The 22,501-nt window shown below is 70.1% G+C and carries 22 protein-coding genes; 10 read left to right on the forward strand and 12 right to left on the reverse strand.

From position 1 onward, the window contains the following. Positions 1–125: 125 nt before the first annotated feature. From OG194_RS30835 to OG194_RS30845, 3 genes are all read left to right on the forward strand, one after another. Complete coding sequence (locus tag OG194_RS30835; RefSeq protein WP_327404050.1) at positions 126–584, forward strand: NUDIX hydrolase; 459 nt, start codon at positions 126–128, stop codon at positions 582–584. A 252-nt stretch (positions 585–836) separates the two neighbouring features. Further along, positions 837–2,618 (forward strand): TIGR03767 family metallophosphoesterase, encoded by a 1,782-nt coding sequence (locus OG194_RS30840; protein WP_327404051.1) that lies wholly within the window; start codon positions 837–839, stop codon positions 2,616–2,618. Positions 2,619–2,733: 115 nt separating this feature from the next. Further along, complete coding sequence (locus OG194_RS30845; RefSeq protein ID WP_327404052.1) at positions 2,734–3,873, forward strand: serine hydrolase domain-containing protein; 1,140 nt, start codon at positions 2,734–2,736, stop codon at positions 3,871–3,873. Between the two features lie 80 nt (positions 3,874–3,953). On the opposite strand, the gene OG194_RS30850 is transcribed toward OG194_RS30845, so the two are convergent. After that, positions 3,954–4,124 (reverse strand): hypothetical protein, encoded by a 171-nt coding sequence (locus OG194_RS30850; protein ID WP_327404053.1) that lies wholly within the window; start codon positions 4,122–4,124, stop codon positions 3,954–3,956. A 26-nt stretch (positions 4,125–4,150) separates the two neighbouring features. Continuing rightward, complete coding sequence (locus tag OG194_RS30855) at positions 4,151–4,411, reverse strand: hypothetical protein (protein WP_327404054.1); 261 nt, start codon at positions 4,409–4,411, stop codon at positions 4,151–4,153. A 180-nt stretch (positions 4,412–4,591) separates the two neighbouring features. On the opposite strand from OG194_RS30855, the gene OG194_RS30860 reads away from it, so the two are divergent. Continuing rightward, a complete protein-coding gene (locus tag OG194_RS30860; protein WP_327404055.1) occupies positions 4,592–4,966 on the forward strand; it encodes a type II toxin-antitoxin system RelE/ParE family toxin in 375 nt (124 codons plus the stop codon). Further along, entirely contained in the window at positions 4,963–5,331 is a 369-nt protein-coding gene (locus OG194_RS30865; protein ID WP_327404056.1) for a helix-turn-helix domain-containing protein, read from the forward strand. The genes OG194_RS30860 and OG194_RS30865 overlap by 4 nt, the downstream gene beginning before the upstream one ends. Here the strand turns inward: OG194_RS30865 and OG194_RS30870 are convergent. Next, the gene (locus OG194_RS30870) at positions 5,320–5,526 is read right to left on the reverse strand and encodes a DUF397 domain-containing protein (RefSeq protein WP_327404057.1); all 207 of its coding nucleotides are present in this window, start codon (positions 5,524–5,526) and stop codon (positions 5,320–5,322) included. The two genes, OG194_RS30865 and OG194_RS30870, sit on opposite strands and share 12 nt — an antisense overlap. Positions 5,527–5,530: 4 nt before the next feature. Beyond that, on the reverse strand, positions 5,531–6,412 hold the full coding sequence (locus OG194_RS30875; protein ID WP_327404058.1) for a helix-turn-helix domain-containing protein: 882 nt from the start codon (positions 6,410–6,412) through the stop codon (positions 5,531–5,533). Positions 6,413–6,615: 203 nt separating this feature from the next. On the opposite strand from OG194_RS30875, the gene OG194_RS30880 reads away from it, so the two are divergent. After that, positions 6,616–7,032: an ATP-binding protein gene (locus OG194_RS30880; RefSeq protein ID WP_327404059.1), complete on the forward strand. Its 417-nt coding sequence runs from the start codon at positions 6,616–6,618 to the stop codon at positions 7,030–7,032. Positions 7,033–7,186: 154 nt separating this feature from the next. Then, positions 7,187–8,404 carry a glycosyltransferase gene (locus OG194_RS30885; RefSeq protein WP_327407259.1) on the forward strand — a complete coding sequence of 406 codons (1,218 nt, stop codon included), beginning with the start codon at positions 7,187–7,189 and terminating at the stop codon, positions 8,402–8,404. 72 nt (positions 8,405–8,476) lie between these two features. On the opposite strand, the gene OG194_RS30890 is transcribed toward OG194_RS30885, so the two are convergent. Next, positions 8,477–9,514 carry a hypothetical protein gene (locus tag OG194_RS30890; protein WP_327404060.1) on the reverse strand — a complete coding sequence of 346 codons (1,038 nt, stop codon included), beginning with the start codon at positions 9,512–9,514 and terminating at the stop codon, positions 8,477–8,479. A 221-nt stretch (positions 9,515–9,735) separates the two neighbouring features. Then, positions 9,736–12,348, reverse strand: a complete 2,613-nt coding sequence (gene pepN, locus OG194_RS30895) for an aminopeptidase N (protein ID WP_327404061.1) — start codon at positions 12,346–12,348, stop codon at positions 9,736–9,738. Positions 12,349–12,498: 150 nt separating this feature from the next. Here pepN and OG194_RS30900 point away from each other — a divergent pair, with 150 nt between their 5' ends. Then, a complete protein-coding gene (locus OG194_RS30900) occupies positions 12,499–13,152 on the forward strand; it encodes a mycothiol-dependent nitroreductase Rv2466c family protein (protein WP_327404062.1) in 654 nt (217 codons plus the stop codon). 12 nt (positions 13,153–13,164) lie between these two features. Here OG194_RS30900 and OG194_RS30905 read toward each other — a convergent pair whose 3' ends face one another. The 3 genes from OG194_RS30905 to OG194_RS30915 all read right to left on the reverse strand — a co-directional run bounded on the left by OG194_RS30905 (position 13,165) and on the right by OG194_RS30915 (position 16,206). Continuing rightward, entirely contained in the window at positions 13,165–13,359 is a 195-nt protein-coding gene (locus OG194_RS30905) for a hypothetical protein (protein WP_327404063.1), read from the reverse strand. Positions 13,360–13,466: 107 nt separating this feature from the next. After that, a complete protein-coding gene (locus OG194_RS30910; protein WP_327404064.1) occupies positions 13,467–14,888 on the reverse strand; it encodes an FGGY-family carbohydrate kinase in 1,422 nt (473 codons plus the stop codon). A 277-nt stretch (positions 14,889–15,165) separates the two neighbouring features. Beyond that, positions 15,166–16,206, reverse strand: a complete 1,041-nt coding sequence (locus tag OG194_RS30915; RefSeq protein WP_327404065.1) for a 2-hydroxyacid dehydrogenase — start codon at positions 16,204–16,206, stop codon at positions 15,166–15,168. Positions 16,207–16,277: 71 nt separating this feature from the next. Here OG194_RS30915 and OG194_RS30920 point away from each other — a divergent pair, with 71 nt between their 5' ends. Next, positions 16,278–17,717 (forward strand): FGGY-family carbohydrate kinase, encoded by a 1,440-nt coding sequence (locus tag OG194_RS30920; protein ID WP_327404066.1) that lies wholly within the window; start codon positions 16,278–16,280, stop codon positions 17,715–17,717. Beyond that, complete coding sequence (locus tag OG194_RS30925; RefSeq protein WP_327404067.1) at positions 17,714–18,328, forward strand: histidine phosphatase family protein; 615 nt, start codon at positions 17,714–17,716, stop codon at positions 18,326–18,328. Before OG194_RS30920 ends, OG194_RS30925 begins: the two co-directional genes overlap by 4 nt. Positions 18,329–18,339: 11 nt before the next feature. Here the strand turns inward: OG194_RS30925 and OG194_RS30930 are convergent, their stop codons facing one another. The 3 genes from OG194_RS30930 to OG194_RS30940 are packed head-to-tail and all read right to left on the reverse strand — an operon-like array spanning position 18,340 to position 22,390. Then, positions 18,340–18,984, reverse strand: coding sequence for a response regulator transcription factor (locus OG194_RS30930; RefSeq protein WP_327404068.1), 645 nt, complete (start codon positions 18,982–18,984; stop codon positions 18,340–18,342). After that, positions 18,981–20,186 (reverse strand): sensor histidine kinase, encoded by a 1,206-nt coding sequence (locus OG194_RS30935; RefSeq protein ID WP_327404069.1) that lies wholly within the window; start codon positions 20,184–20,186, stop codon positions 18,981–18,983. The genes OG194_RS30930 and OG194_RS30935 overlap by 4 nt, the downstream gene beginning before the upstream one ends. Positions 20,187–20,191: 5 nt before the next feature. Beyond that, complete coding sequence (locus OG194_RS30940; protein WP_327404070.1) at positions 20,192–22,390, reverse strand: MMPL family transporter; 2,199 nt, start codon at positions 22,388–22,390, stop codon at positions 20,192–20,194. Positions 22,391–22,501: the final 111 nt, after the last annotated feature.

A 22,501-nucleotide genomic window follows, 5' to 3' on the forward strand; every position in this document is an offset into this window, starting at 1 on the left:
CCCTTCAGGGGCGCGGGGCTGTATCGATGTGCGGCTCCGCCGCGCGGGCGCGACCAGCCACAACGGCGCAGCGGCCAAACAACGACACATTGCGGCACTTCCCACAGAGCACTTAACGTCTCCGGATGCGCCAAAAGCTGAGGGTCGCCGCCTACGCCGTCTGCGTCAGGGACGGCCAGCTCCTCCTGGCCCGTTCACCGGCCGAGCGCGGGGGACACGAGTGGGTACTCCCCGGCGGCGGCCTGGACCACGGCGAGCACCCGAATGACGCCGTCGTACGGGAACTGGAGGAGGAGACCGGCTACCACGTCGAGGTCACCGGCTTCCTCGGCATGGACTCCATCCACCACGTCATTCCGTGGCGCCACCGACGCAAGGTGGACCAGCACGGCCTCCGGCTCGTCTACGAGGCCAGGATCCTCGGCGGCGAGCTGCGCAACGAGATCGGCGGATCCACCGACATGGCCGCCTGGCATCCGCTGGACGACGTCCCCGCTCTGCCCCGCGTCGCGCTGATCGACGTAGCACTGCGGCTGTGGCGAGAGCGGCCGGCAGCCGGACGCGTGGAACGGGTCCCGGAATAGCTTCAGTACCCCGGCAGATGAACACGGAGTAGCCGCTTCCAGGCGGCTCGACGAGCGTTCACGAACGCACAGGGGGCGCCAAGATCCACGTACGGTGATCGGCGCTACGCGTTGCCGCCTCGTTTACGCGCAGGTCATCCCCGATGCCAAGCATCCAGTACGAGCGGGTAGTTCGCGACCGCGATCGAAAACCGATCGCCGCGAACCCCCGCGACCACTGCCGACGCAGTTCGTACTCGGGGAGATCGCGCCATGTCGCGCACACGCTCTGTCGCCAGCTCCGCGCTGGGGGTCAACCGCCGTACCGTCCTCGCCGCCACCGCGGCCGTGTCCGTCTCCGCAGGCGTCGGGTACGCCCTACGGCCCACCGACAGCCAGGCCGCCACAGCCACCGCCGATGCCGCCGACGCAGCGAACGCCGCCGCCGAGGCACCCGTCGCGCACTCCCGCGTGGCACCCGCCGCACCCCTCGCGCCGTACACCAAGGGCACCACCCTCGCCACGGTCGCCGCCCCGCGTACCAGCTCCGGTTACCGCCGGCTCGGCGACGGCGCCGGCTGGAAGCGCGTCGTGCGCGGCGACCTCGCGAACGCCAAGTCCGGGCGCGCGGGCCGCCGTACGGCACTCGCGTCGTTCGTGCAGTTCACCGACCTGCACCTGATGGACACCCAGCACCCGCTGCGCCTGGAGTACCTGCGCTCGACCGACAAGCACGCCTGGCGTCCGCACGAGGCGCTGACCGTGCAGGGCGGGATCTCGCTGGTCGAGCGGGTCAACGCGCTGCGCGGCGCACCGGTGACCGGCTCCCCGCTGCACTTCGTGATGACCACCGGCGACAACACGGACAACAACGCGAAGTCCGAGCTGGAATGGTTCATGAAGATCATGAGCGGCGGGCGCTTCACCCCCAACACCGGTGACCCGCGCCACTACGAGGGCGTCATGAACAGCGGCCTCAAGCTGTACTGGCAGCCCGACTCCACCGTGCGCGACGGCGACAAGCAGGTCGGCTTCCCGCACCTCAAGGGCTTCCTGGCCGCCGCGATCCGCGAGGTCCGCAGCCCCGGCCTCAACCTGCCCTGGTACTCGACGGTCGGCAACCACGACGCGCTCCCGCTCGGCTGCTTCGGCTCGCACGCGGACCCGTACCTCACCGAACTCGCCATCGGCGGCAAGAAGTTGATGACCGCGACGGCGGCCGAGGCGAAGAAGCTTCAGAACTCCATCCGGGACGCCAAGGACCCCAAAGGCACGGGCTACGGCGACTTCCTCAAGGCGCACGCCCGCTCCGCGCGCTCGATCACCCCGGACGAGAACCGCGCCCCGTACACCTCCGCCGAGTACCTCAAGGCGCACCTGGACCCGGCCTACCAGGGTCTCGGCCCGGTCGGCCACGGCTACTCCTCGGCGAACGTCGACGCGGGCACCCAGTACTACGCGTTCCGGATCGCCGACGACGTGATCGGCATCAGCCTGGACACCACGGACGCGGGCGGCCACTACGAAGGGTCCATCGGGGCAACGCAGTTGAGGTGGCTGGACAAGACACTCCGCGACAACAAGGACTCGTACGCGGTGATCTTCAGCCACCACACCAGCCAGACGATGGACAACACCCGCCCCGACCCGGCGCACCCCACCGAGCGCCGCTACGAGGGCTCGGCGGTCATCGCCCTCCTCGGCAGCCACCCGAACGTGCTGGCCTGGGTCAACGGCCACATCCACCGCAACGTCATCACCCCGCACTCGGCGCCCGACGGCCGCAGCTTCTGGGAGATCTCCACCGCCTCGCACGTCGACTATCCCCAACTCGCCCGCGTCATCGAGCTGGTGGACAACAAGGACGGCACGCTCTCCCTCTTCACCACGCTGATCGAGTCCGCGGCTCCGCACCGCACCGACTTCTCCGACCTCACCCAGACCGGCCTCGCGGCCCTGTACCGCGAACTGTCGTACAACGCACCGGGTTCCAGCACGGTGCTGGGCGGCGCAGCGAGGGACCGCAACACGGAGCTGCTCCTGAAGAAGGGCTGATGTTTCAGAAGGGCTGAAACTCGCTCAACTGGCGTAGACCCGGGCAACCTTCGCACCGGATGACCGTGTCCCTCCCCTCGACCGAGCCGAACCGGGCTCAACAGAGGGGGAAGACATGGCAGTTCGCGCGGTAGTGATGGGTGCGACGGCGGTGGCGCTGTCGGTGGCGCTGGCGGGTCCCGCGACGGCGGCGCCCGCCGGACGGGACCACGCGGCGACGCGGGAGGCTCTCCGGGCGGCCGTGAAGGACGGCGTCCCCGGCGTGACGGCCACCGTGCGGGACGGCGGCACCACCTGGTCGACGACGACCGGAGTGGGCAACCTCCGTACCGGCACGCCGCGTTCGGCCGACGACCGCTACCGGGTGGGCAGCATCACCAAGACGTTCGTGTCGACGGTGCTGCTCCAACTGGAGGCGGAGGGACGCCTGTCGCTGGACGACAAGGTGGCGACATGGCTGCCGGGCGTGGTCGAGGGCAACGGCAACGACGGCGGCAAGGTCACCGTCCGCCAGCTCATGAACCACACCAGCGGCATCTTCAACTACACGGCGGACGACGACTTCGGCAACGCGTACTTCACCAAGGACGGCTTCTTCCAGCACCGTTACGACACGAAGACCCCGGCCGACCTGGTGGCGATCGCGATGTCCCACAAGCCGGACTTCGCGCCGGGCACGTCGTGGAACTACTCCAACACGAACTACGTCCTGGCCGGGATGGTGATCCAGAAGGTCACGGGCCACTCGTACGAGACGGAGATCCGCGACCGCATCATCAACCCCTTGAAACTGAGGGCGACTTCACTCCCCGGCACGCGGGTCACGCTCCCGCGGCCCAGCAGTCACGCCTACAGCAAGCTGGCGGACGCGACGACGGGCCCGACGTACGACGTCACACGGTTGAACCCGACCATCGCCTCCTCGGCGGGCTCGATGATCTCCGACTCGGCCGACCTGGACCGCTTCTACGGTGCCCTGCTGGGCGGAAAGCTCCTCCCGCCGAAGCAGCTGAAGGAGATGAAGACGACGGTGGCGACGGGCGACGACAGCGACGGCACGCGCTACGGCCTGGGCCTCACCGACATCACCCTGCCCTGCGGTGTCCATGTCTGGGGCCATGACGGCGGTATCCACGGCTCGTCGTCGGCGGCGGTGGCGACGGCGGACGGCCGCCATTCCCTGGCGTTCAACTTCAACGGGGACTGGTCGGGGGACGCGGGGGCGGTGGTGGTGGGGGAGTTCTGCGGTAAGTGAGGTCTTCTCGCGTTACGACGACTCCGTCCGGATCATCCACAAGGCGGCGGGAACAGGGCCGGGTCGAGGCCTAGAGCCGTCTACGTGTCCAGTTCGATTCCGCGAGGCGCCTTTCCGTCCTTGTGGCGGTTGACGAGCGGCAGGCCGGAGCAGCCGACGGCGCAGGCCAGCCCCACGTACAGCAGGGGCGAGGCCCAGGGCCACACCGCTTCGGTGCTGTAACCGCTGGTCCAGTGGCAGCTGACGGACATCGGGAAGCCGTCCACGTTTACCGATGTCAGTGTGGAGTCCCGCCCGGTGTCCCTGTACACACCGTCGCCGTTCCTGTCGCACACACGTCGAGCGGATTCGTGGGGGCGAGCCCGTAGACGGTCCCGGCCCCGTAGGCGGCGATCGCGGCCGCGACTCCGATCACCGCCCAGCGGGCCGCCCGCGAGGGCCTCTTCCTGGTCACCCAGAGCGCGTACGGGAGTGTCCCGACGGCGAAGAGGAAGATCGTGATCAGGGGCGGGCCGAAGAACGCGAACAGGGACACCATGCACCTGACGGTATGTCGGGAGGGGAAACGGTTGCTGGATGGCGGGCCTTATCAACTATGCCCAGGAATCAAGGGAGTTTAGGTAGGAGTGGGGGTGTTGGAGGTGCGTGAGGGAGGGGGCCAGGTGGCGGCGGCAATACCTACCCGCCCCGTTATATGGATTTCTGTATACTCGGGTGTGTGAGTGACCTCTGGCGGATCGAGATCGAGCCCGAAGTCCGGCAGTGGCTGGAGCTTCTCTCGGATGCGCAGTATGCCAAGGCCGAACGGGCTGCCGACATGCTCGCGGCTCAGCCGACCACTCTGGGGGAGCCGTACTCGCGGCACCTTGGTGGCAAGGTGCGGGAGCTGCGTTTCCTCATGGATGGCAATGCCGTCCGCATCACGTACTGGCTCACTCGGGACCGGCGGATCGTGCTGCTGACGGTCTTCCGTAAGACCAGGCAGCGTGAGGTGGCCGAGGTCGAGCGTGCCCAGCAGATGCAGAAAGTGTGCGAGGCGGAGCATGGATCCGCCGAGCACGGCTACGAGCGGATCGAGGAGGATCGGTCGTGAACCATTCCCAGTGGAAGACCCGGCGGACCAGGAAGCTCCTGGGTGAGTCCGTCGAGGAGTCGTCGGCTTATGTGGAGGCCGGGTACGCCTTCGCTTTGGGGCAGGCGGTTCACGACCGGCGGACGGAACTCGGCCTCTCGCAGGCAGAGTTGGCTCGTGCGGCCGGGATGACCCAGCCGCAGATCTCCAATATCGAAGGCGGCGACTCCGTACCCACCCTGCCTCTGCTCACCAGGCTGGCCAAGGCGCTGGACGCCTCGCTGACCATTGACCTGGATGGCGACAGGTCGGCGTTCGTCTTCACCGCGCACGGTGGGAGCGAGCCGGGTGATGCGCAGCAGGGTGGGCGTTCGTCAGTCGCGTGAGTCCGTCTCGCGGAACTGGGTGACGAAGGGGGCCCATGCGGTCGCGGGGAGGAGCAGCGCCGGCCCTGTGGGGTTCTTGGAGTCGCGGACCGCTATGCCGGCGGGCACGAGGTGGGCGGCTTCGATGCAGTTCTGGCCCGGGTCGCTGTAGGAGGACTTGAACCAGGCGGACTCAGCAGCGATCTCGGGGTTCATGGTTCTACAGCTCTCGTTCCAGTCGGCGGAGGAACTCCGGGGTGTCCTCGGGTGGCAGTGCTGATGCTGTCATGGCGTCGAACCGGCGTGTGAAGCGGTCGACTTCACGTGGCTTGTCCGAGGTGGAGACGGAACCCCAGGCGCTGTCGGCCTGGACGCGAGGTGGCAGGTTGTTGCCGAAGTCGAGGATCGCGAAGTCGTTCGTCGAGCGGTAGCTCCGGCGGAACGGCAGGACCTGGATGGTGATGTGGTCCCAGCCCGACAACTTCTCGATCCGGTCGTACTGTTCGCGCATCACCTCGGCACCCCCGACCGGATACCGCAGTGCCGCTTCGCCCAGGATGACGTGCAGTTTGACGGGGTTTTCGCGGGTGAGCACCTCCTGTCGTCGCATCCGTAACTCCACGCTGTTGCGGATGAACTCCGAGGTGTACTCCTCAATCGGCTTGTGCAGCTCGTGCGTTGCCCGTGCGTAGGCCTCGGTCTGGAGCAGGCCGTAGACGACGGTCGGGTGGTAGGCCTTCATGGAGCGGGCTTCCGGCTCCAGTCCGACGAACCCGGGAAGCCCCGCAGGCAGCAGCCCCCGGTACTGGGTCAGCCAATCCTGTTGATTGGAATCCCGGTTGAGGCTGATCAGCGACTCGGTGACCTTCTCGTCGGTCACCCCGTACTTGGTGAGCAGCTTGCGCAGGTCGCCGACGTTCCGGAAGTTGAGGGAGCCGGTCTCGATGCGTTGCAGGGACGCCTCCGAGATGCGTAGCCCCTGCACCGCCTGTTTGCGGGTGAGCCCTGTTCCGTGGTCGCCCGCGTCGCAGTTCTCGCGTAACTGCCGTAGCTGAAGTCCCAGTTCGAGCCGCTGTGCCGTGCGCCCGCGCTTCGCCGCCATGTGTGTCGCCTTCGTGCCGTAGTACCTGTCACCTGTCGTTCTGCGCCGAGTGTGGCATCGCGTGCTGCCTTCACGCAGGCACTTGTGCAGATCCCGGCATAGTCCACTTTCAGCACCGCTGAATATTCAGAGCGTTTTCGATTGCGGCCGTGGGAGAGAGGCGAACACGCTGGGTTCACGTCCCCCTACGTGAAGGGCCCCACATGCACCCCACCCTCCTCACCCCCGACTGGTCGATGAGCTACCCCATGACCCCGCGGAGCGTCCGCCTCGCCCGGCTCCACACCCGCCGCCGCCTCACCCTCTGGAACTGGCCCGGCGACATCGACGACGCCGTCCTCGTCACCTCCGAGCTCGTCGCCAACGCCGTACGGCACGGCAAGGTCGTCGGACACGAGGTCTGGCTACGAGTCGCCGTAGACGAAGAGAACGCCGGGCTGACGATCGACGTGTCGGACCCGACCCCGGCGTTCCCCGTGGTCAGGCAGGCCCCCGGAGACGAGGACGGGCGGGGACTCCTCGTCGTCTCCGCGCTCTCCGAATCCCTCGATTGGTTTCTGCGGGGAGACATCGGAAAGACAGTTCGCGTCCAGCTCGCCGTAGGCCCCCGTACCAATTGACCCCCGGATAACCAACCGGACCCAGACACGAGACGCCGCGTTCATTCGGACGAAATGTCCGTGCCGCCTCATAACGGCTAACCCGCTGTTCACGGGGATGGCTCGATTCATACGCAAGGCGGGTGGTCGTGTGCGCGCTAGACACGAGCTGCACGTGCTGTCGGTCTACGAGGGGTTCTTCTCCGGAGGAGCCCGCATCGTCCACAGCGACGTCGTACTGGGACTGGTGGAGGGCGGCCAGCACCATACGGTGCTCAGCATCCACGGAGAAGTACACCGAGAAGCAACCCGGCAGGCCATGGAGAACGACGCCTGCTATCAGCAACTGACCGCAGCCGGAGTCGGTGTCTCCACCCTCGGCCGCAGCTTCGGCGGTGACCGGGACCCGGACGGCACCGTCACCGGCGGATTCACCGGACCCGAGCTGGCCGACGCGGCCCGTGCCCTGGCGGACGCCGACGTCGTCCTGTCGCTCAAGGAACAGCCGCTCTCCCTGCTCAACCAGGCGGGCCTGCCCCGCCGCCCCGTCGTGGTGTGCCTGCACCGTTCGGACCCCGAACACCAGGGCGCCGCCCTCGACGAACTGAAAGCCGCCATCGCCGACGGCAAGGTCGTCGCCGCCGTCTGCTGCGCGGAGTCCACCCGGGACGCCTACCAGGCCGCCGGCATCCCGCCCGAGGTCCTCCACGTCATCCCCAACGGCGTGGACCTGTTCCGCTTCCGTCCCGACCCCGCCCGGCGGCTCGCCCTCCGCGCCTCCCTCGGGATTCCGGACGGCGCACCCGTCGTCGTGTTCGCCGCCCGCTACGCCACCATGAAGAACATCCCGCTCTTCCTCCGCGCCGCCCACGAGTGGCTACGGCGCGAACCCGCCGGCCACGTCCTCATGTGCGGCACGGGCATGACCGCCGACAATCAGCCGGCCCTCTCCGCCGACATCGACGACGCCTTCGGAGGGGACAGAGAACAACTCGCCGATCGGCTTCATCTCCTCGGCGTACGGCGGGACATGGAGACCGTCTACGCCGGGTCGGACGTCGTCGCGCTGACGTCGTCCTTCGGCGAGGCCGCGCCCCTGTGCCTCATCGAGGGCATGATGTGCGGGGCCGTACCCGTCTCCACCGACGTCGGTGACAGCGCGTCGATCGTCGCCGGGCACGGCATCGTCACACCCCCCGACCCGGACGCCGTCGCGTCGGCCTGGACCGAGGCGGTCACCGGCCGCGCGGAGTTCGCCAAGGCCCACGCCCGCAGTCGCGAACGCTTCAGCCGTACGCGCATGATCGCCTCCTACGCCGCCCTCATCGACGGCCTGCACGCGGGACACACGACGACGAGCGCCGCCCCGCCGCCGTTGCCCGAGCCCCTGTAAGCACGTGTGAGGAGGGGCCACCGACCCACGGTGGCCCCTCCTCTCCCCTCCTGATCCCGCCCCGGTCCGTCACTACCGGGGCAGCACCACGACATACGCGGCCGGATCACGGTCCGCCGACGCCATGAGCGCCGTACGGACCACCGCCGCCTGTTGCTCCATCGCGTCCCGGAGCTTCTTCGGGGTGATGTGGACGACCGTGATGCCCAGCCGCTCCAGGTGCTCGCGCTTGCGCGCGTACTCCGACCACAGCGCGTCCTCGTCCTGGCGCGGGGCGCGCGTGTCCAGTTCTACGGCGACCGCCTGCTCGGGCCAGTACGCGTCCAGGCCGCCCAGGTGCGGGCCGCCGGGCAGGCGCAGGTCGACGTTCCAGACCGGGTCGGGGAGGCCGTGCTCGCTCACCATCCGGTAGAGGCGGTCCTCCGCGATCGCGCGGCCCTCGGCCAGCAGCGAGTCCACCGCGTCCACCACGTGCGGCCGGCTCAGCAGCTTGGCGTTGTTCAACTCCCGTACCACCGCGGCCGGTTCGCAGTGCCCGCCGCGGACCGCCTCGGTGAGCAGCCCGCGTACCGCGTTCGCGTCGGACAGCTCGGCCACCGCGTCCGCGAGGGCCCGCGGCACCGGGGCGACCGGGACACCCTTCACCTGCTGCGGGGTGGGGAGCGCCGCCGTGCGGACGATCCGCGCGCAGCCCGTCGAGCGGAGTCGCCGCATCCGGGGGACCAGGACCTCGATCTGCTTGAGGGAGGCCAACTCCGGTGCGGACGTGAAGCCGTGCAGGGTCAGCGCCGCCAGGCCCGTGACCATCGTCTCCGTGTACGTCGGACGGTGCGGGCCCTCCGCGCCGGGCTGGACCGGGACCCCCGCCGTCCGCTCCCGCGCCGCGTACAGCAGCACCGCGTGCAGCCGCTCCTCGCCGGTGGGCGGGCCGGAGTGCAACAGGACGACGCCGGGGAGGAGTTGCTGCCACGGCCCGTCGGGACGGCACTGCTCGTTCACCTCGGCGGCCGGGACGCCGTGCGCCCGGAGCTGAACCGTCGTCAGCACGCGGCGGTGCACCTCGGTGAGGTGGCTGAGGGGGCGGGGGGAGAGCGGGGTGTTGTGGTTCATGCAACGGGGTTTCCCGCGCCGGATCCGGTCCCTAACCGCTGTTACACGCCCGTCGACAAATCCGGACAACGCGGCACTAAAGGACAGGCGTTCGGATGCCGAGTAGGCGCCGAAAACCCCTGGTCCGGATGGGGTGGACCAGGGGTTACGGCTGCGATTACCTGTATTCAGTAACGGTGACGGAGAGGCCAATCACAGGCCAACGATCAGCCCCTCAGCCCTCACCCCTGAGCGCCTCGCCCCTCGTTGTCCGCCGCCTGCGCCCGCAGCGCCCGCGCCAGGTCGTCCCGCGACTCCAGCACCAGCCTCCGCAGCGCCGGCGCCGCCCCCTCGTGGGACGTCAGCCACGCGTCCGTCGCGTCCAGCGTCGCCTGCGCGTCCTCGGCCGCCGGGTAGGCGGGGAACAGCCCCCGCACCACGTCCACGCCGATCTGGATCGACCGCTCCGACCACACCCGCTCGATCGCCGCGAAGTACTTCTCCGTGTACGGCGCGAGCAACTCCCGCTGCGACGGCTGCACGAACCCCGCGATCGTCGCCTCGACGAGCGCGTTGGACAGCGCGTCCGACTCCACGACCTGCGCCCACGCCTGCGCCTTGACGGCGGACGAGGGACGAGCGGCGAGACAGCGGATCTGGTGGCGCTTGCCGGACGCGGTGTCGTCCCGGGCCAGTTCGGCCGCTACGACGGTCTCGTCGGCGGCGCCGTGCGCGGTCAGCGGCTCCAGGAACGCCCAGCGCAGCTCCTGGTCGACAGCCAGGCCCTCGATCTTCTCCGTACCGTCCAACAGGGCGTGCAGCAGGGCGAGTTCCTCCGGCGCCGACGCCACCGACGCGAAGAACCGCGCCCACGCCAGCTGCTGCTCGCTGCCCGGCTCGGCGTCCCGCAGGTCCCGCAGCGCGATGTGCGCCAGGATCTTCGCGCCGGTCTCGCGCCACCACGGCGGCGAGTAGTTGACCAGCGCCGAGTTCGCCCAGGCGTGCAGCATCTGGAGGACACCGATGTCGGTCTCCCGGCGCCCGAACCGCGCCACCAGATCGATGAAGTCCGGCGCGAGCAGCAACGCGTCCCGCGTCATGTTCCACAGCGCCGACCAGCACAGCGCCCGCGCCATCGGGTCGGTGAGCGCGCCGAGTTGCTCGCGCAGGGTCGCCAACGAGGCCGCGTCGAAGCGGGTCTTGGCGTATGTGAGGTCCTCGTCGTTGACGAGCACCAGTTCCGGCGCGTCCGCACCGGCCAGCTCCACCACGACCGTCCGCGCGCCGTCGACGTCCACCTCGGCCCGCTCGTACCGCACGAGCCGGTTGTCCTCCATCCGGTAGAGGCCGACGACCACCCGGTGCGGGCGGAGTTCAGGATGCGACTCGGCGGCCTCCTGAAGCACCGTCAGCTCGGCGATACGGCCGCCCTCCACGTCCAACACCACTTGCGGAGTCAGGGAGTTGACCCCGGCCGTCTGTAGCCACGACCGCGACCACGACGCCATGTCCCGCCCGCTCGTCTCCTCAAGCACCGACAGCAGATCGCCCAGCCGCGTGTTGCCGTACGCGTTCCGCTTGAAGTAGCGCCGCGCACCCTCAAGGAACGCGTCCTGACCGACGTACGCCACCAACTGCTTCAGTACGGAAGCCCCCTTGGCGTACGTGATGCCGTCGAAGTTGAGCTTCGCGTCCTGGAGGTCGCGGATGTCGGCGGTGATCGGGTGCGTGGAGGGGAGCTGGTCCGCGCGGTAGGCCCACGCCTTGCGGCGGTTGGCGAAGGTGATCCAGGCATCGGTGAAGCGGGTCGCGCCGACGTTCGCGAACGTGCCCATGAAGTCGGCGAACGACTCCTTCAGCCACAGGTCGTCCCACCACTCCATGGTGACGAGGTCGCCGAACCACATGTGCGCCATCTCGTGCAGGATGACGTTGGCCCGGCCCTCGTACGACGCCCGCGTCACCTTCCCCCGGAAGATGTACTCCTCGCGGAAGGTGACGAGCCCCGGGTTCTCCATCGCGCCGAGGTTGTACTCCGGCACGAACGCCTGGTCGTACTTGCCGAACGGGTACGGGTAGTCGAAGTGGTCGTGGAAGAAGTCCAGCCCCTGCTTCGTCACCAGGAACACGTCGTCGGAGTCGAAGTACGGCGCCAGCCCCTTGCGGCACATCGCGCCGAGCGGGATCTCCAGCGTCGTACCGTCGTCGAAGGTGCGGGAGTAGGAGTCCGTCACGTAGTGGTACGGGCCCGCCGCGAACGCCGTGATGTACGTCGAGATCGGCTTCGTCTCCGCGAACTTCCAGACGCCGTCGGCCAGTTCGCCGACGCCGTTGCTCCACACCGTCCAGCCCTCGGGGGCCCGCACCTCGGCGCGGAACGGTGCCTTGAGGTCCGGCTGCTCGAAGGTGGCGAGGACCCGGCGCGCGTCGGCCGGCTCGTACTGGGTGTAGAGGTAGACCTCGCCGTCCTCGGGGTCGACGAAGCGGTGCATGCCCTCGCCGGTACGGGAGTACGCGCACCGCGCGTCGACGATCAGCTCGTTCTCGGCGGCCAGGTCCTCCAGCTGGATGCGCGTGCCGTCGAAGACCGCGCCCGGGTCGAGGTCCTTGCCGTTGAGCGACACGGCGGTCACGGCCGGTGCGATCAGGTCCGCGAAGCTCGCCGCGCCCGGCTCGGCACAGCGGAACCGGATCGTGGTCACCGACCGGAAGGTCCGCGACCCCTCCGCAGTGCCCTCGCCCTCGGCGGAGTCGCCCACCGCCGAACGCAGGTCGAGGGACACGTCGTACCCGTCGACGGACAGCAGGGCGGCCCGCTCACGGGCCTCGTCGCGGGTCAGATTCTCACCGGGCACGGAGGCACTCCCTCGGATGGTGTTCGATATGCGGTGTTCGACATGCGGACAGGTCCGATCCTGCCATGTGCCCCTGACGGCGGGTACCCGGGAATGAGGTGACGAGGGGCGGTGTTGCCGTGGGGAAACGGCCGTATTCCGAGGAGCGTCATGTCTGAGACCGCCAAGACCCCCGTGGACTTCTGGTTCGACCCCCTGTGCCCCTGGGCCTGGATGACCTCCCGGTGGGTGCTGGAAGTGGAGAAGGTCCGCGACATCGAGGTCCACTGGCACATCATGAGCCTGGCGGTGCTCAACGAGCCCCGGCTCGACGAGCTGCCCGAGGAGTACCGCGAGTTGCTCGCCACCAAGGCGTGGAAGCCGATCCGCGTGGTCACCGCCGCCTGGCAGAAGCACGGCTCGGACATCCTGGGCCCGCTCTACACCGCGCTCGGCACCCGCATCCACAACAACGGCGAGGGCCCGACCATCGAGGCCGTCGCCGGCGCGCTCGCGGACGTCGGCCTGCCCGCCGACCTGATCGACTACGCGGACCAGGAGGACTTCGAGTTCGACGCCGAGCTGCGCGCCTCCCACAAGGAGGGCATCGACAAGGTCGGTCAGGACGTCGGCACCCCCGTCATCGCCGTCCCCGGCCCCGACGGCGAGCAGATCGCCTTCTTCGGCCCGGTCGTCACCCCCGCCCCCAAGGGCGAGGAAGCGGCCCGCCTCTGGGACGGCACGGTCGCGGTCGCCTCGGTCCCCGGTTTCTACGAGCTGAAGCGCACCCGCACGAAGGGCCCGGACTTCAGCAACCTGGTGTAAGCACGGCGGCGCTCACTCCGGGGCGGCGGCCTTCTCCTCACGGAACTTCTCGGGGAGGTCGCCGCCGCGTCGCGTGCTGAACCACGGCTGGTACCACACACAGCCCTTGACGTCGCAGCGCCAATGATCGTGCACGAAGTACCGGGGCCCCTTCTCCTCACGGACGGCGGCCTTCTCGGCGGCGACCATCTTCCGGAAGTCCTGCATCCCACGACAGTTCGGGCACCATTTTCGACGTACCGCCATGAACTCCTCCTCGCCACGCACGGCCAGGCCGGTAGTACACCGCGAATCGCGGGCGCCCGCCCCCGAAATCACCGGCTCCGGTGGCGCGCGGCCGCCAACCGTGCCAGATGGTCCTCGAACCCCTTGGCGTAGAACGCGGCCCGCCCCGCGTCCGGCTCGACCACCTCCGTCGGCCGGGTCCACACCCCCGCGTCCAGCGGAACCCCGTACCGCTCGGCCGCCGCGAGCACCGCACCCCGCGCACCCACCTCGCCCTCCACGACCCGCAACGGCCGCCCCAGCACATCCGCGAGCAGCCGCATCCAGGCCGGACTGCGCGTACCCCCGCCGCACACGGCCAGCGAACCGGTCAGTCCCGCCGCCTCCAGACAGTGCCGGGCCGCGTAACCGATGCCCTCACAGGTCGCCCGGATCAGGTCGGCGGGCGTCGACTCCAGGGAGACACCGGTGAGTTCGGCGCGGAGACGCGGCTCGACGAAGGGCGCGCGCTCGCCGGACGGTGCGAAGTACGGCAGCACCCGCACCCCGTGCGCGCCCGGCGGGGTCGCCGCGAGGAGCCCGTCGACCTCCTCGTGCCGGACGCCCGTCGTCGACAGCACCCAGTCCAGCGCCGCCGTACCGACCATCGCCGGCATGGCCCGCAACCAGTGCCCCGGCCGGTCGAGGGAGATGTACAGCCCGGCCGGTTCACCGCTCAGGTCAAGCTCCGTGGTCGCGACCAGACTGGCGAGACACGTCCCCACGATGAGCAGCCCGTCACCCGGTTCCGTCACCCCCGCGCCGAGCGCGCAGGCGGGCAGGTCGTACGGCCCGTTCGCGATCCGGGTCCCCGCCGGCAGCCCCTCGCCCCGCGTCTCGGCCGTGGCGACCGGATCGGCGACCGGCGCCAGCAGCCGCCGTCGCCGGGTCAGCCCGAGAAGCTCGACGACACCGTTGTCGTACGACCGTGTCCTGGGGTCGAGGAACGGCATCGACGCGTCCGAGACATCGGTGGTCGCCCGCACCCCCGTCAGCCGCTGGAACACCATGTCCTTGCAGTACAGGGCGGTGGCGGCAGCGTCCAGCGACGCGGGCTCGTGTGCCGCGAGCCACGCCAGCAACGGCCCCGGACACCCCGGGAACATCGCGCTCCCGGTCCGCCGGAACACCGTCTCGAAGGTCCCGTCCGCCAGCCACTGATCGAGCAGTTCATGCGCCCGCCCGTCCATCCAGGACGCCGCCGCCCGCACCGGCCGCCCGTCCGCGTCCACCAGCCACACCCCGTCGCCCTGCCCGGTCAGCCCGGCGAGCTCGAACGGCCCGTTCACGTCCGACGTGAGTTCGTCGAGCACGGCGACGACCGCGCCGTAGATCTCGTCCATGTCCTGCTCGACGAACCCGCCGTGCATCGACAGGCCCACCGGCCGTGCCGCTACGGCGAGTTGGTGCCCGGAGCCGTCGAATGCGGCGGCCTTCACCGTGGATGTGCCGACATCGATTCCGACGTACATGTGGGGGCCTCCTGGGGGTGGGTGATGTGGGGTGGAGGTGGGTCGGTGTTGGGTGGTGTCGCGTAGGCGGTCCTGTGTTGTCAACGCACCCACGCGCGCACCTCTTTTGGTTCGGTCGCCTTCGGGGCGCCGGGAGCCGGTGTCGAGAGACCCACCGTGCTCGGCGCTGCGCGCCTCCGCGCTCCCCCAGAGGGGGACCCCCAGTCTCTCGACACCGGCGCGCCCCTACGGCTCCCTCTCGGCCGTCCACGTGGGGACAGTGGAACTTGGTGGGCCCTCACCCGAGTTGGTGTGACAAGCGCTCACCTCGCGCCCACCGTCCCACTTCCGCCGCCGCGATCCGCGCCGCCTTCTCGGCCACGGCCCGGGACGCACCCCCGAGATGCGGGGTGAGGGTGACCCGGTCGGCGAAGCCGAACAGCCGAGCCCCGGCGGGCAACGGCTCCCGCGCGTAGGTGTCCAGTGCGGCAGCCGACACCTGCCCGCTCTCCAACGCGTCGCACAACGCCTCCTCGTCCAGCAACGGACCCCGCGCCACATTCACCACCACCGCGCCGGGCCGCAGCAGCGCCAGCTCGCGGGCGCCGATCAGACCACGTGTCTCGGGGGTCAACCGGGTGTGCAGCGTGATGACTTGGGACCGATGGAGCAGCTCGTCCAGCCCCCCGACGCGCAGCCCGTGGATCTCGCCGTGCACATACGGGTCGTACACCATCACGCGCGCCCCGAAGGCGCAGAGCACCCGTGCGACCCGGCTGCCGACCGCCCCGTACCCGACGAGCCCGACCGGCAGATCCTCCAGCTCCAACCCGCTGTGCTCGTACGTGTAGTAGGCGGCCCCGGCCTCCCAACTCCCCTGCCCCGCGAGGAGTTCATGAGCCTGCGGGATGCGACGCAGGGCGGCCAGCATCATTCCGACGGTGAACTCGGCGGTCGCGGCGGCGTTGCGCCCGGGCGCGAAGCACACCCGTACGTCGTGGGTCTTCGCCGCGTCCAGGTTGACGTTGACGGGACCGCCCCGGCACACGACGACCAGCCGCAGATCCGGGCAGGCGTCCAGCACGCGCTCCGTGACCGGGCCCATCTGGGTGACCAGCACCTGGCCGCCGCTGCCCCGCAGGGCGTCGATCACCTCGTCCTCGGCATCGCTGGCTTCCTCCACCTCGGCAACGGCCCCGAAGGGTTCCAAGGGCCAGCCGAGCGTCAACTCGCTCACGGTGAAAGGGTGTTCGCGCAGTTCCTCGGCGACGGCCGCCGTGATCAGCGAAGGCAGTACGAAATGGTCACCGGCGGCGACGACACGCAGGGTCTCGGTCATCGTGGGGCTCCCTCCCTCTCCGCCACGATGAACGGGGAACGCCGAATGCGTAACCCCTGAGGGAGGTCCGGATGATGTTCGAGTGCGAAGCGGAAGCGTGGCTGGGGATCGACCTGGGCACGCAGAGCGTCCGCGCACTGCTGGTCACGGCCGACGGCACGGTCCTGGGCGCGGGCACCGCCCCGCTGACCAACCACCGGGACGGCGTACGGCACGAACAGGACCCGGGGGAGTGGTGGGAGGCGGTGTGTACGGCGTCCCGAGCCGCGATCCCCTCGCTGAGGGGACGAGGGTCGATCGGCGGCCTCGCGGTGTGCGGCACCTCCGGGACGGTCCTGCTGACGGATGCCCAAGGCCGCCCGCTCACACGGGGGTTGATGTACGACGACGGGCGTGCGGTGGAGGAGGCGGCGCGGGTCGGGATGCAGACGAGCTGGGCGCTGCCGAAGGCGTTGTGGCTGCTGGATGCATACGGTCCCGGACGAGTGACGCACCAACCCGACGTGATCACCGCGAAGTTGACGGGAGAGGTGATCCCGACCGACTCCAGTCACGCCCTCAAGACGGGCTACGACGCGGAGCGCGAGGCCTGGCCGCCCCAACTGGCCCACTTGGGCGAGGTGTTGCCAAAGGTGGTCCGCCCCGGCACCCGGCTGGGCGAGGTCTGCCGGACCGCCGCGGAGGCGACCGGCATTCCCGCCGGTACCCCGGTCATCGCGGGGATGACGGATGGCTGCGCGGCTCAGATCGCGTCGGGGGCGTTGCGCTCCGGCGCGTGGAACTCGGTACTGGGCACCACCCTGGTCCTCAAGGGGGCATCCGCGAGCCCCGTCCGGGACGACGCCGGGGTGGTCTACAACCACCGCGCGCCGGACGGGAGTTGGCTACCGGGCGGGGCGTCGAGTGTGGGCGCGGGGGCGCTGCCGGTGGGGCCGGACCCGTCGGAGATGGACATCCGGGCGGCCGAGTACGAACCGTCGGGCGCCCTGACGTACCCGCTCTCCTCGCCCGGCGAACGCTTCCCCTTCGTCGCCCCGCAGGCCACGGCGTTCACGCTGGGCAAGCCGGCCTCGGAAGCGGACGGCTGGGCGGGGGTATTGCAGGGCGTGGCGTTCACCGAGCGCCTGTGCCTGGACTACCTGCACTACCTCGGCGCCCCGATAGACGGCCCCCTCACCTTCACGGGCGGCGCGGCCCGCAGCGCGTACTGGAACCAGCTCCGAGCCGACATCCTCGCCCGCCCGGCCCGAGTACCGGAACAGATCGAACCGGCGCTGGGAATGGCGGTGTTGGCGGCGTACGGAACGGGGACGGGCGGCATCGCTCTGTCGGATGTGGCCGACCGGATGGTCCGCATCCGCACGGTCCTCGAACCCCGCGCGTCCCACACGGCCCGCTTCATCGAACCGTACGCTCGCCTGGTGGACGAACTGGAGACCCGAGGCTGGCTGCCGACCCCGCTCGCGACCCACACCCGCACCCGCCTGAACGAGGACACGATCGACTCATGAGCACCACCACCCTCCTCCTCGCCCGCCACGGCCAGACCACCTGGCACGCCGAGAACCGCTACGCCGGCATCAGCGACGTCGCCCTGACGGACACGGGCGTCGCCCAGGCGGAAGCCCTCGGCCACTGGGCGGCAGCCCACCCGGTAGACGCGATCTGGACGTCCCCCTTGTCCCGAGCGGTCCTCACGGCAGCCCCCGCCGCCCGCGCCCTGAACCTCACCCCCCACACCGAACCGGCCCTGCGCGAATGCGACTTCGGCGTGGTGGAGGGCCGTACCCTCGCGGAGTTCGCGGCGGAGAACCCCGGGGCGGCGGAGGCCTTCCGGTCCGACCCGGTGGCGCACGCGTTCCCCGAGTCCGAGGACCCCCTGACCGCCGCCGAACGAGGCACCACCGCCCTGCACGGCATCGCGGCCGCCCACCCCGACCAACGCGTCCTGATCGTGGCCCACAACACCCTGCTCCGACTGGTGCTGTGCCGGTTGCTGGGGATTCCGCTCGGCGAGTACCGGCGGGTGTTCCCGCGGTTGCGGAACGCGGCGGTGAGTGAACTCCGGGTCGACGCGCGCACCACCGCGCTCCTCTCGCTGAACGTGCCCTGCGAGCCGTAGCACGGCAGCCGCTACGGCCGCCGCAGCAACCCACGCTCCATCGCCACCACCACGGCCCGGGTCCGGTCGTTCACGTCCAACTTGGCGAAGAGGCGCAGTAGATGGGTCTTGACCGTGGCCTCCGTGATGACGAGGCGCCGGCCGATCTCGGCGTTGGTGAGGCCGTCGGCCACCGCGCCGAGAACCTCCGTCTCGCGGACGGTCAGCGGGTCCTGCGTCGGGCGCCGCATCCGGGCGACCAGCTTCTCCGCGACCCGGGGTGCGAGCACCGTCTCGCCGCGTGCCGCCGCGCGGATCGCGTCGACCAGTTGCTCGCGCGTGGTGTCCTTGAGCAGATAGCCGATGGCGCCCGCCTCCACGCCGCGCTCGATCTCCGCGTCGGTGTCGTACGTCGTGAGGATCAGGACCCGGGTGCGTGGGTGGCGGGCGACGATCTCGGTCGTCGTCCTGACTCCGTCCAGGACCGGCATCCGCAGATCGACGAGCGCCACGTCCGGGTCGTGGCGCTCCACGAGTTCGAGGGCCGCGCGGCCGTCGCCCGCCTCGCCGACGATCTCGATGCCGTCCTCGCCGGTGAGCAGCGCGACCACTCCGGCCCGCATCACGGCGTGGTCGTCGACCACGACGATGCGGAGTCCCGCCTGGCTCGTGCTCATGCCGCTCCCTCCAGGTCCCCGGGAATCTCCAGGGGAATCGTCGCCAGGACTCTCGTCCCGTCCCCGACCGAGCTGGTGACCGTCAACCGTCCACCCAGCTCGGCCAGGCGTTTGCGCATCCCGTCGAGCCCGAAGCCGGCCGAGTCCCCGACCACGAACCCGGTTCCGTCGTCGGTGATCTCCAGCTCCACCCCGTAGGGCCGCCGGGCCAGCACCACCCCGACCGTGGACGCGTGAGCGTGCTTGCGCACATTGGCCAGTGACTCCTGGGTGCAGCGCAGCAGCGCGATCCGGGTCTGCTGGTCGCAGCCGAGGTCCGCCAGCGTCGTGTCCACGGTGAGCCCGGTGTCCTCCACGAATCGGTCCAGGATGCGGCGCAGTGTCTGTGCCACCGATCCGGCCGCCGCCTGTTCCGGCCGCTGCCCCGAGCCGACCAACTCCCGTGCCTCGGCGAGGTTTTCCCGCGCGGTGGACTCGATCGACCGCAGTTGCTGGGCGCTGCGCGCCGGATCGGCGGTGATTCCGGCGCGGGCCGCTTCCGCGAGGACGACGATCGAGGCGAAGCCCTGTGCGAGCGTGTCGTGGATCTCGCGCGCCAGTCGCTCCCGCTCGTCGGCCGCGCCCTGCCGCTGGTGCGCCTCGGACAGCCGGGCCTGTGTCTGCTCCAACTCCTCGATGAGACGCGCCCGTTCGGTGCTCTGCTCGACCACCGAGTGCGCCCACAGTCCGATCAGGACGCCTACGGCGACGACGATCAGGGTGGACACGGCCGTCTCGCCGAGGAACTCCGCCGACCAGCCCTGCTGGAGCCAACTCCCCAGCAGGGTGGTGGCGGTGGCGAGTCCGAGGAACCCCATCGACGCCCTCGGGGTACGCCCGAACATCCAGTAGTGCGGCAGGGTCACCATGAACAGCGCCGCATAGCTGGTCCGCAGATACGCCAGCCCGCCGATTGCCAGCACCAGCACGGTGAGGTAGACGTGCGGCCGGACGAAGCGGTTGTCGGGGAAGCGGTCGAGGAGCGCGTAGCTCAGCACCACGCAGCCGAGCAGTCCCAGCGCCTGGTACATGCCCTCGCCGGGCAGCCCCATCATGACGATTCCGACGGCCATCGCGGCGAAGAGCACCCAGCACACCGCGTTCCACCGGCGCAGTGAGAGGGCCCAGAAGGTGTCGGCGGAGGGTCCGGCGAGAGCAGTCATACCGATCAACGTACGTCGACCACCGGCTGGTCGGGGGTGCGGTGGGCCCGCGGGGCCGTCGTCCCTCCCCGCGGCCGGACCGGCCACCAGCTCCGCTCGCCGAGCAGCAGCATCGCCGACGGCAGGATCAGGATGCGGACGACGAACGCGTCCAGCAGGACGGCCGCCGCGAGCACGAATCCGATCTGTTTCATCTCGATGATGTGCAGGAAGACGAAGCTCACGAACACGGTCGTCATCACGACCGCGGCACTGGTCACCACGCTCGCCGACCGGCGGATCCCGTCGAGCACCGCCTGCCGAGTGGGGGTGCCCGCGAGCACCGCCTCCCTGATCCGGCTGACCACGAACACCTGGTAGTCCATGGAGAGTCCGAAGAGGATCACGAACAGGAACAGCGGTACCCGCGACCCGATCGACCCGGTGGAACGGAAGTCCAGCAGCCCCTCGGCCCACGTCCCCTGGAAGACCAGCACGAGCACCCCGAGGGCCGCCGCCGCGGACAGCAGGTTCAGTACGACACCGATCAGGCCGAGCACCACCGAGCGGAACGCGTAGAGCGTCATCAGGAAGGTCACCAGCAGCAACGCCCCCAGGACGAGCGGGAGTTTGCCGTTCTGGTGGGCCGGATAGTCGGCGTAGCGGGCGACGTCGCCGCTCACGCCGTACTCGGCGCCGTCGATCCGGCCGAGGGTGGCGGGGAGGTAGTCGTCGCGCAGGTGGTCGAGGGAGGCGTGGGCCTGGTCGGAGTCGCCGAGGTACGGCACGTTCAGTTCGAGGGTGCTGATCCGGTGGTCGGCGGAGGTGCGGAGCCGGGGTGTGCCGGTGAACAGCGGGTCCGCGCCGGTGAGTTCGGCCAGGTCGCGCAGGGCTCCGGTGACCTCGGCGGCATGCGGGGCGTCGGCGCGTACGACGACCTGGTGGGTGACGCGCTGTGCGGGGAACGCCTCGTTGAGCCGGTCGTACACCCGCATCGCGGGGATGTCGCGGGAGTGTGTGTCGCGGCTCATCTCCGTGATGTGCAGGCCGGCCAGCGGGACGACGAGGGCGAGCAGGGCGAGGACCGAGACGCAGAGGGTGACGAGGGGATGCCGGGCGGCGGGCCGCAGCAGTGCGGTCCAGACCCGGCCGCCGCTCTCGCTGTGGATCCGCCGGACGGGCCTGCCGAGTTCCGCGCGGCGCCGGGCGCGGCGTTCGGTACGCCGACCGAGCACGGTCAGCAGCGCGGGCAGCGCCGTCAGGGAGCTGGCCATCGCGACCAGGACGACCACGAGGGTGCCGGTGGCGAGCGAGGAGAAGATCACGTCGGAGGCGAGGTACAGCGTGGCGGTGGAGGCGACGACCGCGAGCCCGGAGACCATGACGGCCCGCCCGGAGGTCGCCGCGGCCAGCTCGACCAGTGCCTCGGAACTCAACTTCCCGCCGCCGCGGGCCCGTTCCTCGCGCTCCCGCTTGAGATAGAAGAGCGTGTAGTCGACGCCGACCGCGAGGCCGATCATCAGGATGACGTTCGTGCCGACCCCGGCGTCCGGGGAGAGATGCGAGACCACCATCGAGAGCCCGACGGCCGCCGCGATCGACGAAAGGGCCAGCAGCAGCGGCACCGCGGCCATGGTGACCGAGCCGAACACGACCAGCAGCGTGAGCAGGGTGACCGGCAGCGTGATCTTCTCCGAGAGCGCCAGGTCGGCCCCGCGCTGCTTCTCGACTCCCTTGCTGATGGAGGGACTTCCGGTCTCCTGGAGCAGCAGTCCGGGATGGGCTTTCCGGACGGCCTCGGTCTGCGCGACCAGCGCGTCGACCTTGTCCTTCGCGTCCCGCTCCTCGCCCTGGAGCGTGATCTGGACCAGCAGGATCCGCCGGTCGTCGGACAGCAGCGGGTCGGCCACGCCGGCGACCTCGGGCAGCGCCTTCATCCGCCCGGTGAGATCCTTCGCGGCGGCCTCGGCGGCAGGTCGGTCGAGGGCACCCGACCGGGCGGAGATCAACACCTGTTCCGTGGACCTGCGTTCCAACTGCCCCTCGGCCGCCATGGCCTCCGCCCGGCCGGCCTCGCCGACCCGGTAGTCCGCTGTCTTCGCGCTGTTGAGCCCGACGGCGCCGCCGATCGCCAGACACAGCACGACGAACACCAGCCAGCCGACGATCGCCCGCCAGGGGTGCCGCGCGCTCCAGCGAGCCATCCGCACAGTGAGTGAGTTCATGCCCAAAAGCCTGACCGGCGGGCACAGCCGCCGGACAGAGGTGCTCGGTTGAACTTGCCGTCCACCGATCGGTCGACCCGGTGAAGGGGGAAAACCCCCGCGAGTCACGTC

It is taken from the genome of Streptomyces sp. NBC_01288 (genome assembly GCF_035982055.1).
Taxonomy (GTDB): Bacteria; Actinomycetota; Actinomycetes; order Streptomycetales; family Streptomycetaceae; genus Streptomyces.

Bases quoted from the DNA above. Each gene is read 5' to 3' on its own strand.
- OG194_RS30855 (WP_327404054.1), bottom strand. From the start codon at position 4,411: ATGGTGTCCCTGTTCGCGTTCTTCGGCCCGCCCCTGATCACGATCTTC.
- OG194_RS30940 (WP_327404070.1), bottom strand. From the start codon at position 22,390: ATGAACTCACTCACTGTGCGGATGGCTCGCTGGAGCGCGCGGCACCCC.
- OG194_RS30920 (WP_327404066.1), top strand. From the start codon at position 16,278: ATGATGTTCGAGTGCGAAGCGGAAGCGTGGCTGGGGATCGACCTGGGC.
- OG194_RS30840 (WP_327404051.1), top strand. From the start codon at position 837: ATGTCGCGCACACGCTCTGTCGCCAGCTCCGCGCTGGGGGTCAACCGC.
- OG194_RS30845 (WP_327404052.1), top strand. From the start codon at position 2,734: ATGGCAGTTCGCGCGGTAGTGATGGGTGCGACGGCGGTGGCGCTGTCG.
- OG194_RS30880 (WP_327404059.1), top strand. From the start codon at position 6,616: ATGCACCCCACCCTCCTCACCCCCGACTGGTCGATGAGCTACCCCATG.
- OG194_RS30870 (WP_327404057.1), bottom strand. From the start codon at position 5,526: ATGAACCCCGAGATCGCTGCTGAGTCCGCCTGGTTCAAGTCCTCCTAC.
- OG194_RS30835 (WP_327404050.1), top strand. From the start codon at position 126: ATGCGCCAAAAGCTGAGGGTCGCCGCCTACGCCGTCTGCGTCAGGGAC.
- OG194_RS30915 (WP_327404065.1), bottom strand. From the start codon at position 16,206: ATGACCGAGACCCTGCGTGTCGTCGCCGCCGGTGACCATTTCGTACTG.
- OG194_RS30910 (WP_327404064.1), bottom strand. From the start codon at position 14,888: ATGTACGTCGGAATCGATGTCGGCACATCCACGGTGAAGGCCGCCGCA.
- OG194_RS30850 (WP_327404053.1), bottom strand. From the start codon at position 4,124: ATGTCCGTCAGCTGCCACTGGACCAGCGGTTACAGCACCGAAGCGGTG.
- OG194_RS30905 (WP_327404063.1), bottom strand. From the start codon at position 13,359: ATGCAGGACTTCCGGAAGATGGTCGCCGCCGAGAAGGCCGCCGTCCGT.
- OG194_RS30930 (WP_327404068.1), bottom strand. From the start codon at position 18,984: ATGAGCACGAGCCAGGCGGGACTCCGCATCGTCGTGGTCGACGACCAC.
- OG194_RS30875 (WP_327404058.1), bottom strand. From the start codon at position 6,412: ATGGCGGCGAAGCGCGGGCGCACGGCACAGCGGCTCGAACTGGGACTT.
- OG194_RS30900 (WP_327404062.1), top strand. From the start codon at position 12,499: ATGTCTGAGACCGCCAAGACCCCCGTGGACTTCTGGTTCGACCCCCTG.
- OG194_RS30935 (WP_327404069.1), bottom strand. From the start codon at position 20,186: ATGACTGCTCTCGCCGGACCCTCCGCCGACACCTTCTGGGCCCTCTCA.
- OG194_RS30890 (WP_327404060.1), bottom strand. From the start codon at position 9,514: ATGAACCACAACACCCCGCTCTCCCCCCGCCCCCTCAGCCACCTCACC.
- OG194_RS30925 (WP_327404067.1), top strand. From the start codon at position 17,714: ATGAGCACCACCACCCTCCTCCTCGCCCGCCACGGCCAGACCACCTGG.